Source organism: Microbacterium sp. 22296, from assembly GCF_052045385.1.
Taxonomy (GTDB): domain Bacteria; phylum Actinomycetota; class Actinomycetes; order Actinomycetales; family Microbacteriaceae; genus Microbacterium.
This window is the reverse complement of sequence record NZ_JBQEOS010000005.1, coordinates 100,911-113,444: the sequence shown is the minus strand read 5'-3', so window position 1 is coordinate 113,444 and position 12,534 is coordinate 100,911. Positions and strand designations below refer to the sequence as shown.

The following is a 12,534-nucleotide window of genomic DNA, read 5'->3' as shown; positions in this document are numbered from 1 at the left end:
CCGCCGCCGCCCGTGCGGTCAGACCGAGACGACGTCGACCGAGGTGAGCACGACAGGCTCGATCGGACGGTCGCCGGCGGCGGTGGGGACGGCGGCGATCGCGTCGACAACGGCCTTCGAGGCGTCGTCCGCGACCTCGCCGAAGATCGTGTGCTTGCCCTGAAGCCACGGCGTCGGGTCGGTGGTGATGAAGAACTGCGAGCCGTTCGTGCCCTCGGGCTGACCGGTGATGGCGTTGCGGCGGAGACCCGCGTTCGCCATGGCGAGCTTGTAGGGCTGGGTGAAGTCGAGCTCGGGGCTGATCTCGTCGTTGAAGTTGTAGCCGGGTCCGCCGATGCCCTGACCGAGCGGGTCGCCGCCCTGGATCATGAAGTTGGGGATGATGCGGTGGAAGATGACGTCCTTGTACAGGGGACCGTCGCCCTTGGCACCCGTCGCCGGGTTCGTCCACTCCTGCGACCCATCGGAGAGACCGATGAAGTTGCGGACGGTCCGGGGAGCGTGGTCTCCGAACAGGTTGACGACGATGTCGCCATGATTGGTGTGCAGGGTCGCGACGGCGGTGTGGTTGGCCATGGGTACATTCTCTCAGAGTTATCTGCAAGGGTCGGCGGGCCGAGCGGCCCGGTCTGGCAAGATGATCGGACGTACATCCCATCGACAGGGAGGATGAGCCGTGGGCCTCAGCCGCAAGAGCAAGAAGGAACTGCGCAAGCTCCAGAAGCACGCCGCCAAGGTGTGGGAGTCGCAGCAGGTGCTGCTGGGCGAGAGCGGGAAGGTCGCTCGCGAAGCCGGCCACCAGCTCGGTCGCTTCAGCCGCGAAGATCTCGTCCCCGCCGTACAGGACGGCTACAGCAAGTACGCCGCACCGTACGTCGACAAGAGCGTGAAGTACAGCAATCGCTTCCTCAGCAACAAGGTCGTTCCGGCCGCCGGTGCTGTCGTGGGCGGTGCCCTGTCGGTGTGGGACGCCGCGGGCGACACGCGTGACCGCCTCGCGAAGGGGAAGGGCTTCGAGCTCGACACCCACAAGTACGCCAAGCGCGCCGAGAAGTACGGCAAGCAGGCATCGAAGCGCCTCGCGAAGAAGCTGCCGTCGCAGCACGACGGCATCGGTGCCGGAGGTGTCATCGCCATCATCCTCGGCGTCGTCGCCGCTGCCGGCGTCGCGTACGCCGCCTGGCAGACGCTGCGCGCCGATGACGAACTGTGGGTGGCGGACGACCCGCTGCGCGCGCCGGACGCGTGAGCGATCCCACCATCAGAGTCAGAGAGGCCGCGCGCGAGCGCGGCCTCTCTGTCGATGTCCGCGAGCGACCCCCGGCATCCAGCCTCGACGAGGCGGCCGAACTCCTCGGCATCCCCTCCGCGTCCCTCGTGAAGACGCTCGTCGTGAAGCGGTCCGACGACAGCTACCTCTTCGCCCTCGTTCCCGGAGACCGGGCGATCTCATGGCCCAAGCTCCGCGCGGTGGTCGGCGTGAACAAGCTTCGCCTTCCCGAACCCGAGCTGGCACTCGCGGCGACGGGCTACGAGCGCGGGACCCTCGTGCCGATCGGCAGTTCCACCGCCTGGCCGGTCTATGCCGATGAGCGCATCCGGGGCACCCGGATCGCTCTCGGAGCCGGCGCGCACGGCTACAGCGTGTTCGTCGACGCCGATGACCTGATCGCCGCCTACGACGCGGTCGTCGCCGACATCACCTCGGAACGCGCCTGACGCACGTCACGACCGCAGGCCCGCCATCCGCAGTGCGATGTCGACCAACTGCACCCGGCGCAGTTTTCTGGCTGCCCCCAGAGTGAACCACTCCGCTCGGTCGGTCGAGCCGTCGGTCTCATTGCGGAGCCTGCCGCCCACGATCCGCGCGCGGTACACGATGCGCAGGGTGTGCAACGGGCCGGACGAACCGTCGGCCAGACGCGCTTCGGCGGGGATCACCCGCGAATGGATTCCGAGCAGGTCGCCGACCGAGACCCGGAACCCGGTCTCTTCGCGTACCTCGCGGCGTACGGCCTGCACGGGGTCCTCCCCCGCCTCGAGCCCGCCACCGGGCAGTGTCCACGCGGCTCGCCGCCCGTCGACCCAGTGAGCGAGCAGCACGCGGTCGTCGGCGTCGGTGACGACGGCGTACGCGGCGACCCGCATGTCCATGACCAGACTCTAGCGAAGAGGAAAACGAAGAGCCGGTCCTGTGGACCGGCTCTTCGAGGTTGTGGAGCCTAGGAGATTCGAACTCCTGACATCCTGCTTGCAAAGCAGGCGCTCTACCAGCTGAGCTAAGGCCCCGCGAGAGAAGGGGTGGGGCTACCAGGACTTGAACCTGGGACCTCTTCATTATCAGTGAAGCGCTCTAACCGCCTGAGCTATAGCCCCGTCTCGCCGACGTGATCACGTCAACCTCGAAGACTTTACCGGAATCCCGAGGTTTTCACGAATCGACGTCAGTTCGAGGTGAACCCGACGAGCAGGCCACCCGTCACCTTCACCGCGAGGTTGTAGATCCCCGCCATCACGGCGCCGAGCACCGTGACGACGACGAGGTTGAGGATGGCGATGATCGCCGCGAACGCCATCACCTGGGGCAGTCCGACGTACTGCGACAACGTCGCTCCGCCATCGGTGAAGCTGGTGAAGAACTCGTCGAGCCTCGGCAGCAGAGTCGCTGCGACGACCAGATAGAGCAGGAAGTAAGAGACCACGGTGACGATGGCCAGAGCCACTGCCGCGAGGAACGACAACTTCACGGCCGACCAGAAGTCGATGTATACCAGGCGCAGTCGCACCTGCTTGGCCGGGGTCTTGTGAGTCGACTTCTTCGCAAGCTTGTCAGCTACCGTGCTCATGCGTCAGTACTTTCCTCAGGGGTCTCGGGAGCGGAGGCGTCGGCCTCATCCGCAGGGGATGCGGGAGGCTCCGTGGTCGTCTCCGTCGTCTCGGCCAGGTTCCGTTCGGCATTGCGCGCGATCGCGATGATGCGATCGTCGCCACCGGCCCGGGCGAAGACGACACCCATCGTGTCGCGTCCCTTGGCAGGCACCTCGGCCACGGAGGAGCGTACCACCTTGCCGCTGGCAAGAACCACGAGGACTTCATCGCCCTCGGAGACCATCATGCCGCCCGCGAGGACACCACGATCGTCGGTCAGACGGGCCACCTTGATGCCCAGGCCGCCACGGTTCTGCATGCGGTATTCGGTGACGGCGGTGCGCTTGGCGTAGCCGCCCTCGGTCACCACGAACACGAACTCGTCGTCCTTGGCGACGGATGCCGAGAGCAGACTGTCTCCCTCGCGGAAGTCCATGCCCTTCACCCCCGAGGTCGAGCGACCCATGGGGCGCAGCGCGCTGTCGGTGGCGGAGAATCGCAGCGACATGCCGAGACGGCTGATGAGGAGGATGTCATCGCCCTCGTCGACCAGCATCGCGCTGACCAGTTCGTCGGCGCCGCCCTGCTCGGTGTCGTCCCCGTCCTCCGAGACCTGACCGCGCAGCTTTATGGCGATCACGCCGCCCTGGCGGTTGGTGTCGTACTCCGACAGACGTGTCTTCTTCACCAGGCCGGCGCGTGTGGCGAGGACCAGGTAGGTCGAGACCTCGTAGTCGCGGATGTCCAGGATCTGGGCGATCTCCTCGTCCGGCTGCAGCGCCAGCAGGTTCGCGACATGCTGGCCCTTGGCATCCCGACCGGCCTCGGGAACCTCGTAGGCCTTGGAGCGGTACACCCGGCCCTTGTTGGTGAAGAACAGCAACCAGTGGTGCGTCGTGGTCACGAAGAAGTGCTCGACGACGTCGTCGGCACGCAGCTGCGCACCCTTCACACCCTTGCCACCGCGATGCTGGGACCGGTAATTGTCGCTGCGGGTCCGCTTGATGTAGCCGTCGCGGGTGACGGTGACGACCATCTCTTCTTCGGCGATGAGGTCTTCGATCGAGACGTCGCCGTCGAAGCCGTGCAGGATCTCGGTGCGACGGTCGTCGCCGAACCTGTCGGTGATCGCCGTGAGCTCGTCGCGGATGATGGTGCGCTGGCGGCCGGGCGTGGCGAGGATGTCGTTGTAGTCGGCGATCCGTGCCTCGAGCTCGGTGGCTTCGTCGACGATCTTCTGACGCTCGAGAGCGGCCAGACGCCGCAGCTGCATGTCGAGGATGGCCTGCGCCTGGGTGTCGTCGATGTCGAGGAGCTTCTGCAGCCCCTCGTTGGCATCCTGGGCCGTGGGCGAGCGACGGATGAGGGCGATGACCTCGTCGAGGGCGTCGAGAGCCTTGAGATAGCCGCGCAGGATGTGCATGCGCTCTTCGGCCTTGCGCAGGCGGTACCGCGTGCGGCGGACGACGACCTCGACCTGGTGGTCGATCCACAGGCTGATGAAGCCGTCGAGCGAGAGCGTGCGCGGCACGCCGTCGACGATCGCCAGCATGTTCGCGCCGAAGTTCTCCTGCAGCTGCGTGTGCTTGTAGAGGTTGTTCAGCACGACCTTGGCCACGGCGTCGCGCTTGAGCACGACGACGAGGCGCTGACCGGTACGTCCAGAGCTCTCGTCGCGGATATCGGCGACACCCGTGATCTTGCCCTCACGTGCGAGGTCGCCGATCTTGACCGCGACGTTGTCGGGGTTGACCTGGTACGGGAGCTCGGTGATCACCAGGCACGTACGGCCCTGGATCTCTTCGATGTTGACCACCGCGCGCATCGTGATGGAGCCGCGACCCGTGCGGTACGCGTCTTTGATGCCGCGCGTTCCGAGGATCTGCGCGCGCGTCGGGAAGTCGGGGCCCGGAATGCGCTGCATGAGCGCCTCGAGGAGTTCCTCGCGCGTGGCATCCGGGTTCTCCAGCGCCCACAGCGCGCCGGACGAGACCTCGCGGAGGTTGTGCGGCGGGATGTTCGTCGCCATTCCGACGGCGATGCCGACCGAACCGTTGACGAGCAGGTTGGGGAAGCGCGCCGGAAGGACGGTCGGCTCCTGGGTCTGACCGTCGTAGTTGTCCTCGAAGTCGACGGTCTCCTCTTCGATGTCGCGCACCATCTCGAGCGCGAGGGGAGCCATCTTGGTCTCGGTGTACCGCGGGGCGGCGGCACCCTGGTTGCCGGGAGAGCCGAAGTTGCCCTGGCCCAGAGCGAGCGGGTAGCGCAGCGACCACGGTTGGACCAGTCGCACGAGGGCGTCGTAGATGGGGGCGTCACCATGCGGGTGGTAGTGCCCCATGACCTCGCCGACGACGCGCGCGCACTTGGAGAACGACTTGTCGGGACGGAAGCCGCCGTCGTACATGCCGTAGATCACCCGGCGGTGCACGGGCTTGAGGCCGTCGCGCACGTCGGGCAGAGCGCGCCCGACGATGACGCTCATCGCGTAGTCGAGGTAGCTCCGCTGCATCTCGAGCTGAAGGTCGACCTGGTCGATCTTGCCGTGATTGTGAGCCGCCTCTTCGGGCGCTCGGGGGGGCTCGGGAGTGATGTCGTCAGCCATGTCTTCTCAGTTCCGTAGTGCGTGCGTCGTCTGTCGGTGCCGTGAGGTCGCGCCGACGCGATCAGATGTCGAGGAAGCGGACGTCTTTGGCGTTGCGCTGGATGAAGGTTCGACGCGATTCGACGTCTTCACCCATGAGCACCGAGAAGATCTCGTCGGCTGAGGCGGCGTCGTCGATCGTGACCTGCTTGAGCGTGCGGGTCTCCGGGTCCATGGTGGTCTCCCAGAGCTCGTGGTCGTTCATCTCGCCGAGACCCTTGTAGCGCTGGATGCCGTTGTCCTTCGGGATCCGGCGACCCGACGCCTGGCCGTCGACGAGCATCGCGTCGCGTTCCCGGTCGCTGTAGGCGTACTCGTGCGGGTGGTTCGACCACTTCAGCCGGTAGAGCGGGGGCTGGGCGAGGTAGACGAAACCGGCCTCGATCAGTCCGCGCATGTAGCGGAACAGCAGCGTCAGCAGCAGCGTCGTGATGTGCTGGCCGTCGACATCGGCATCCGCCATCAGGACGATCTTGTGGTACCGCGCCTTCGCCATGTCGAAGTCTTCGCCGATACCCGTGCCGAAGGCCTGGATCATCGCCTGGACCTCTTTGTTGCCGAGGGCGCGGTCGAGGCGCGCACGCTCCACGTTGAGGATCTTGCCGCGCAGCGCCAGGATCGCCTGGGTGTGCGGGTCGCGTCCCTGCACCGCCGACCCGCCGGCCGAGTCACCCTCGACGAGGAAGATCTCGCTGATCGAGGGATCCTTCGACGTGCAGTCCTTGAGCTTGTCGGGCATCGCGGCCGACTCGAACACGCTCTTGCGACGGGCGGTCTCGCGCGCCTTGCGGGCGGCGAGACGAGCCGTTGCGGCGTCGATCGCCTTGCGGATGATGTTCTTCGCCTGCCCCGGGTTGCGGTCGAACCAGTCGCCGAGCTTGTCGCCGACCACCTTCTGCACGTACGCGCGAGCCTCGGTGTTGCCGAGCTTGGTCTTGGTCTGACCCTCGAACTGCGGCTCCGACAGCTTGACCGAGATGACGGCGGTCAGACCCTCGCGGATGTCATCACCGGTGAGGTTGTCGTCCTTCTCCTTGAGAAGGTTGTTCGCGCGTGCGTAGCGGTTGACGAGCGTCGTCAGCGCAGCGCGGAAACCCTCTTCGTGGGTGCCGCCCTCGTGGGTGTTGATGGTGTTGGCGTAGGTGAAGACGTTCTCGGTGTACGCCGTGGTCCACTGCATCGCCAGTTCGAGCGCGATCTTGCGATCGGTGTCCTCGGACTCGACCTCGATGATCTCGTCGTTGACGACGTCGGCCTTGCGCACGCGGTTGAGGTGCTCGACGTAGTCGACCAGTCCGCGCTCGTAGAGGAACGAGTCGTGCCGCGGCGCCGTCACCTCTTCGCCCGGCTCCCCCTCGGTCACGATCGACTGAGGGCGTTCGTCGCGCAGGCTGATGCGAAGGCCCTTGTTGAGGAACGCCATCTGCTGGAAGCGCGTGCGCAGCGTGTCGTAGTCGAAGTCGACGGTGTCGAAGATCGTGGCATCCGGCCAGAAGGTGATGGTCGTGCCCGTCTTCTCGCTCTCCTCCTCTTTCGCGAGGGGGGCGAGCGGCACACCGCCGTCGCGGAACGACTGGCGCCAGACGTGACCTTGACGCTGCACCTCGACTTCGAGGCGCGTCGACAGGGCGTTCACGACGGAGGAGCCCACGCCGTGCAGGCCGCCCGACACGGCATAGCCGCCGCCGCCGAACTTGCCTCCGGCGTGCAGCACGGTGAGAACGACTTCGACGGTCGACTTGCCCTCGGTGCGGTGCATGTCGACAGGGATGCCGCGTCCGTTGTCGATCACGCGGACGGCACCGTCGCTGAGGATCGTGACGTCGATCGTGTCGCAGTAGCCGGCGAGGGCTTCGTCGACGGAGTTGTCGACGATCTCCTGCACGAGGTGGTGGAGCCCGCGCTCGCCCGTGGACCCGATGTACATCCCGGGACGCTTGCGAACGGCCTCGAGCCCCTCGAGCACCTGGATGGCGTCTGCCCCGTACTCGTTGGGAACCTTCGCGGGGGTGGTCGCTTCGGGTTCCTCGGAAACGGTGTCGGGGTTTTCGGACGTCATGAGTGAACGCGCTCCAGATCGATTCGTCGGAACTCCCATCTTACCGCGCGCCGGTCCTCGAAATGGCGTGTACGCCCCTACGCGGGGATAAATCACGTCGGATCGGGATCGACCATGGATCAGCCGTAGGTATCGCGTGGACCGCGGCCTGGAACGGCTCTGGGCCCCCATTTCCAAGAGGGGACGTCCGGCCCTACGAAGCGGATCGCCTCGACACCCGCCTCGGGGAAACGTCTGAGGATCTCCGACAGGATGTGCGCGCGCATGAGCTGGAGCTGTTTGGCCCAGGCTGTGGAGTCGGCCTGGACCGTGAGGGTGCCGGCATCCAGTGCCACCGGACGCGTGTGCGCTGCCGTGTCCGCTCCCGCCACTTCATCCCACGTGCGCACGAGATCCTCGCGCGACAGCTGAGCCTCCCACCCCGCCGAATGGGTGAGCGCAGAAAGGACGTCGCCGAGGCCGCGCGGATCGCGCCCGGGCGTGAAGGGGGCGTTCTCTCCGTCATCCGCGCGTCGCCGGCGCTTCTTCTTGCGGTAGGGAGTCGGCTCGAGACCGCGCAGCCGCAGGTAGGTGGCCATCGTCTCGGGCAGGTCGGGTTCGTCAGTCATGGTCGGACTCCACGATCCGGCCTGCGTCGACGCGCACCACATGGGCCCGGAGGGCGTCGGGCACGTCTTCTTCGACGGCCGCGGTGACGATGACCTGCTCGAAACCGCTTGCGAGTTCGGCCAGGCGGGTTCGGCGTCCGGCATCGAGCTCGGCGAACACGTCGTCGAGGATGAGCACCGGGTCTCCCAGCCGCGACTCCGCGCGCAGGAGCTCCGCGGATGCCAGTCGCAGGGCCAGGGCGACCGACCAGGACTCTCCATGCGAGGCGTATCCCCGCACGGGCAGGCCGCGTACCTGGAGCACCAGATCGTCGCGGTGGGGACCGACGAGGGTGAGCCCGCGCTCGAGCTCCGCGGAACGCCGAGCGGCGAGTGCCGCGCGGAACTGCTCGGCGAGCGGACCCGACGAGCGATCCGCGGCCGCCGGGCTTCCCTCCTCGGGGTCGCCCCCGCCCACTGACAGCGCCCACGACAGACGCGGTTCGTGATCAGCGCCCGCGATCGCCGCATAGGAGACGGCGACGGGCTCGGAAAGATCGGATGCCAACGCCAGACGCGCCTCGATCACCTCCGTACCGAGGGTGATGAGTTTGTCGTCCCAGACGTCCAGCGTGCTGAGAGCGTCGCCGCGAAGCCCCCGAGCCCTCGCGGACTTCAGCAGCGCGCCACGCTGACGGAGGACGCGGTCGTAATCGGCGAGCACCGCGGCCATGCGCGGCGTGCGCTGCACGACCAGTTGGTCCGCGAACCGGCGCCGAGCCGAGGGGTCGCCGCGGACGATCTGGAGGTCCTCGGGAGCGAACAGCACGACCTGCGCGTAGCGCGGGAGTTCGGAGGTGCGCACATTGACGCCATTGACTCGGGCCCTGTTCGCTCCCTGTCGGTTGAGCTGGAGCTCGAGAAGCACCGTGCGCTCGCCGTGCGCGAGCCGTGCCCGGACGATCGCGGCCTCCGTCCCGTCGCGCACGAGGGGAGCATCGGAGGACACCCGGTGCGAACCGAGGGTCGCCAGGCAGGCGACGGCTTCGACGAGATTGGTCTTGCCCTGACCGTTCCGACCGACGAAGACGTTCGCACCGGAGAGGAGAGAGACGTCGGCTTCCGCGTAATTGCGGAAGTCCTTCAGTCCGAGCTGCTCCACGATCACCGGGTCAGACTACCCGCCCCCTCCGACACGGCAGGGGGACGGCGTCTCAGCGCAGCAGCAGGTTTGGCTGCAGAAGGTACTTGAACGAGCCTTCGCCGCCCTTGTCGATCGAGGTCTGAGGAGTGACCAGGACCGGGCTGAGCTTGTTGGCGTTGTCGCTCGAGGTGAACGTGATCCGGGCGAACTCGCTCCGCACCGCGCCCAGCGACTCGAGGAGGTACTGCGGATTGAGCCCCAGAGTCACTTCGTCGCCCACGAGCGTCGCGTCCACGGACTCGGTCGCCCGCGCCTGCTCGGTTCCGGACGCGTCCATCGAGACGCCATCGGGCCCGAATGTGAAACGCAACGGCGCCGACCGGTCGAGCACGAGCGCGACTCGGCGCACCGCCTCGGCGAGATCGGCGGTGTTCACGACGCTGTGGTGCTCCGTCTGAGCGGGGAAGAGCCGACGAACCGGCGGGAAGTTGCCCTTGATCAGCAGCGACGTCACCGTCTTGTTGCCCGACGAGAACGCGATGATCTCGCGGTCGCCGGACCCCGAGAAGGCGATCGAGATGTCGCCGCCGTGCGCGAAGGTCTTGCCGACCTCCTGCAGAGTGCGCGCGGGCACCAGGGCCGAGGTCGGCTCATCGGATGCCGCCGAACCGCCGTCCCAGGGAATCTCGCGGAGCGCGACGCGGTACCGGTCGGTGGCGACCAGGCTGAGCTGCGTGCCGGTGACCTCGAGCTGCACGCCGGTCAGCACCGGGGTCACGTCGTCGCGTGAGGCCGCGAAAGCGACCTGGGCGATCGCCGTGGCGAACTCGTCGGCGGGCACCAGGCCGGACTCGCCGGAGACCTCGGGGATCGCGGGGTATTCCTGGACGGGCATGGAGGCGAGTGTGAATCGCGCCGAGCCACACGTGAGCAGGATCCCCCCGTCGTCGTCGACTGTGATCTGGATCGGTGCATTCGGGAGACGGCTCGCGATGTCGCTGAGCAGACGGCCGTGGACGAGGATCGTGCCCGGTTCGTCGACGGTGGCTTCGATCGTCGTGCGCGCAGAGGCTTCGTAGTCGAAGGCGGCCAGGGTGAGTCCCTGTTCGCCGGCTTCGATGAGCACACCGGCCAGGATCGGTTGCGGGTTGCGCTGGGGCAGGAGCTTGACCACGAACGAGACGGCTTCGCTGAACACATCGCGATTGACGTGGAACTTCACGGGTGCTCCCTTGACGGCGGGTATGGCTTTCCCATGCTAGTGCCCCCTCTGCGACGGGCACGCCGAGCGCTGTCGGCACGGCAAGGTCATCGAATCCGCCTTAACAAAGAGATGGAGTCTTCATCTTGTTAACAGCTGTGGACTCTGTGGATAACTCTCGCCATCCGTGTTAACAGCAGGGAAGGAGAGGGTCGGCGGTTGTGGACGGATCGCGGAGAGCCTGTGCTGTTAACAGCGTGGACGCGAGGGTCGCGGCGCGCCCGTCCACAGGGTCAAGGCATTCGTGCACACGTCATCCGCAGGAAAGTCGAGTTATCCACAGGTTTTCCACACTGTGAAGAACCTCGTGAGAAATGCCGTCCGTATGGCCTTGTATGCCTGATCAGCGGGCGAAAAAGACAAAGGGGACCGATCCACGATCGTGGATCGGCCCCCTCGGGAGAACGTCGCTCAGCGCATCCGGCCGAGCTGGCTCGTGATCTCCGAGACCTGGTTGAAGATCGACCGTCGTTCCTTCATCAAGTCGCTGATCTTCTTGTAGGCGTACATGACCGTCGTGTGGTCGCGGTTGCCGAACAGTTGCCCGATCTTGGGCAGCGACAAGCTCGTGCGCTCCCGGCAGAGGTACATGGCGATCTGGCGCGCTGTCGCGACGGCCTGCGATCTGCTCGAGCCGTAGAGATCGTCGACCGACAGCTTGAAGTACTGCGCCGTCGCCGTGATGATGTCGGTCGGCGAGATGACGTTGGCGTCGTCCTGGTCGATGATGTCGCGCAAGACCGTCTGAGCGAGCGACATGTCGAGCGTCGACCGGTTGAGGCTGGCGAATGCCGACACCCGGATGAGTGCGCCCTCGAGCTCGCGGATGTTCGACGAGACGACCGTCGCGATGTACTCGAGCACATCGTCGGGGATGAGCAGTCGTTCGCTCTGCGCCTTCTTGCGGAGGATCGCGATACGGGTTTCGAGGTCGGGCGCCTGGACGTCGGTGATCAGACCCCACTCGAAGCGGCTGCGCATGCGGTCTTCGAAACCCGTCAACTGCTTCGGCGGCAGATCACTGGTGATCACGACCTGCTTGTCGTGATCGTGCAGGGTGTTGAAGGTGTGGAAGAAGGCTTCCTGGGTCTCGGCGCGCCCCTGCAGGAACTGGATGTCGTCGATGAGGAGGATGTCGACATCGCGATAGCGCGCCTGGAACGCCGAGCCGCGGTTGTTCGCGATCGAGTTGATGAAGTCGTTCGTGAACTCCTCGCTCGAGACGTAGCGCACGCGGATGCCGGCGTACATGCTCGCGGCGTAGTCGCCGATGGCGTGGAGGAGGTGTGTTTTACCGAGACCGGAGTCGCCGTAGATGAACAACGGGTTGTACGCCTTGGCGGGCGCCTCGGCGACCGCCACCGCCGCCGCGTGGGCGAAGCGGTTGGACTGGCCGATGACGAAGTTGTCGAAGGTGTACTTGGGGTTCAGGCGTGTGTCGTTGCGCGATGCCGGAACGATCGGTTCCGGCGCCTGATCGATGACGTTCGAGTGCACGGCGATCGTCGGAGACGAGGTGGTTCGATCCCCGCCCACCGAACCACCGGCGCGGTGGGACTCGACGATGTCGGGATTGACCACGACACGGAACGTGCCCACGTCGGGGTCACTGCCCTGCACCTGGGCGAGGGCTTCGAGGATGGGTGCGCGCATGCGCTTGTTGAACTGCGCCGCAGTGAGGTCGTTGGGGACGTCGAGGTAGAGAGTGCCGCCCATGACGCCTTGCGGAACGGCCAGATTGAGGAAGCCGTGCAGCTGCGGGGTGACGCGGTCGTCGGTGAGAAGATGGTCCAGCACGGCTGACCAGACGGGGACATCCGGTACTTCGTGCAGAGACATATCCCCTCCGGGATCTAGACGCGACGGGCGATCGACGAGTCGCGCCGAGCCTGTGGATAACTTCCGGGGCCACGCTAGTTCGCGGCTCTCGCGGAGCAAAATCCACTGTAGGACCCGGCCGCGTGTCTTTGC

11 protein-coding genes and 2 tRNA genes are annotated in these 12,534 nt (G+C 66.3%); 2 read left to right on the top strand and 11 right to left on the bottom strand.

Annotation, left to right across the window (positions count from 1 at the left end; translation table 11 throughout):
• Positions 1–18 precede the first annotated feature (18 nt).
• The gene (locus tag ACTJJP_RS11730) at positions 19–576 is read right to left on the bottom strand and encodes a peptidylprolyl isomerase (protein WP_440775186.1); all 558 of its coding nucleotides are present in this window, start codon (positions 574–576) and stop codon (positions 19–21) included.
• 100 nt (positions 577–676) lie between these two features.
• Between ACTJJP_RS11730 and ACTJJP_RS11725 the strand changes: the two genes are divergently transcribed.
• Both ACTJJP_RS11725 and ACTJJP_RS11720 read left to right on the top strand, forming a co-directional pair.
• Entirely contained in the window at positions 677–1,249 is a 573-nt protein-coding gene (locus ACTJJP_RS11725; protein ID WP_243501492.1) for a DNA helicase, read from the top strand.
• Positions 1,246–1,719, top strand: coding sequence for an aminoacyl-tRNA deacylase (locus tag ACTJJP_RS11720; RefSeq protein WP_440775185.1), 474 nt, complete (start codon positions 1,246–1,248; stop codon positions 1,717–1,719). Before ACTJJP_RS11725 ends, ACTJJP_RS11720 begins: the two co-directional genes overlap by 4 nt.
• 6 nt (positions 1,720–1,725) lie before the next feature.
• On the opposite strand, the gene ACTJJP_RS11715 is transcribed toward ACTJJP_RS11720, so the two are convergent.
• The 10 genes from ACTJJP_RS11715 to dnaA form a co-directional block, all read right to left on the bottom strand.
• Positions 1,726–2,154, bottom strand: a complete 429-nt coding sequence (locus ACTJJP_RS11715; RefSeq protein ID WP_440775184.1) for an NUDIX hydrolase — start codon at positions 2,152–2,154, stop codon at positions 1,726–1,728.
• A 62-nt stretch (positions 2,155–2,216) separates the two neighbouring features.
• Positions 2,217–2,289: transfer RNA gene (locus ACTJJP_RS11710), tRNA-Ala, on the bottom strand.
• Between the two features lie 13 nt (positions 2,290–2,302).
• Positions 2,303–2,376 (bottom strand) — tRNA-Ile (locus ACTJJP_RS11705).
• Between the two features lie 68 nt (positions 2,377–2,444).
• Positions 2,445–2,846 carry a DUF3566 domain-containing protein gene (locus ACTJJP_RS11700; RefSeq protein WP_058231963.1) on the bottom strand — a complete coding sequence of 134 codons (402 nt, stop codon included), beginning with the start codon at positions 2,844–2,846 and terminating at the stop codon, positions 2,445–2,447.
• Positions 2,843–5,473 carry a DNA gyrase subunit A gene (gene gyrA / locus ACTJJP_RS11695; RefSeq protein ID WP_440775183.1) on the bottom strand — a complete coding sequence of 877 codons (2,631 nt, stop codon included), beginning with the start codon at positions 5,471–5,473 and terminating at the stop codon, positions 2,843–2,845. Before gyrA ends, ACTJJP_RS11700 begins: the two co-directional genes overlap by 4 nt.
• 61 nt (positions 5,474–5,534) lie before the next feature.
• Positions 5,535–7,571, bottom strand: coding sequence for a DNA topoisomerase (ATP-hydrolyzing) subunit B (gene gyrB / locus ACTJJP_RS11690; protein ID WP_440775182.1), 2,037 nt, complete (start codon positions 7,569–7,571; stop codon positions 5,535–5,537).
• Positions 7,572–7,690: 119 nt separating this feature from the next.
• A complete protein-coding gene (locus ACTJJP_RS11685) occupies positions 7,691–8,179 on the bottom strand; it encodes a DUF721 domain-containing protein (RefSeq protein WP_440775181.1) in 489 nt (162 codons plus the stop codon).
• Positions 8,172–9,326: a DNA replication/repair protein RecF gene (gene recF, locus ACTJJP_RS11680; RefSeq protein WP_440775180.1), complete on the bottom strand. Its 1,155-nt coding sequence runs from the start codon at positions 9,324–9,326 to the stop codon at positions 8,172–8,174. Before recF ends, ACTJJP_RS11685 begins: the two co-directional genes overlap by 8 nt.
• 46 nt (positions 9,327–9,372) lie before the next feature.
• Positions 9,373–10,524: a DNA polymerase III subunit beta gene (gene dnaN / locus ACTJJP_RS11675; protein ID WP_440775179.1), complete on the bottom strand. Its 1,152-nt coding sequence runs from the start codon at positions 10,522–10,524 to the stop codon at positions 9,373–9,375.
• Positions 10,525–10,974: 450 nt separating this feature from the next.
• Positions 10,975–12,402, bottom strand: a complete 1,428-nt coding sequence (dnaA, locus tag ACTJJP_RS11670) for a chromosomal replication initiator protein DnaA (protein ID WP_440775178.1) — start codon at positions 12,400–12,402, stop codon at positions 10,975–10,977.
• Positions 12,403–12,534: the final 132 nt, after the last annotated feature.

Coding starts and splice junctions, on each gene's coding strand:
- ACTJJP_RS11730 (WP_440775186.1), bottom strand. CDS start 576: ATGGCCAACCACACCGCCGTCGCGACCCTGCACACCAATCATGGCGAC.
- ACTJJP_RS11715 (WP_440775184.1), bottom strand. CDS start 2,154: ATGGACATGCGGGTCGCCGCGTACGCCGTCGTCACCGACGCCGACGAC.
- ACTJJP_RS11700 (WP_058231963.1), bottom strand. CDS start 2,846: ATGAGCACGGTAGCTGACAAGCTTGCGAAGAAGTCGACTCACAAGACC.
- gyrA (WP_440775183.1), bottom strand. CDS start 5,473: ATGGCTGACGACATCACTCCCGAGCCCCCCCGAGCGCCCGAAGAGGCG.
- gyrB (WP_440775182.1), bottom strand. CDS start 7,571: ATGACGTCCGAAAACCCCGACACCGTTTCCGAGGAACCCGAAGCGACC.
- ACTJJP_RS11685 (WP_440775181.1), bottom strand. CDS start 8,179: ATGACTGACGAACCCGACCTGCCCGAGACGATGGCCACCTACCTGCGG.
- dnaA (WP_440775178.1), bottom strand. CDS start 12,402: ATGTCTCTGCACGAAGTACCGGATGTCCCCGTCTGGTCAGCCGTGCTG.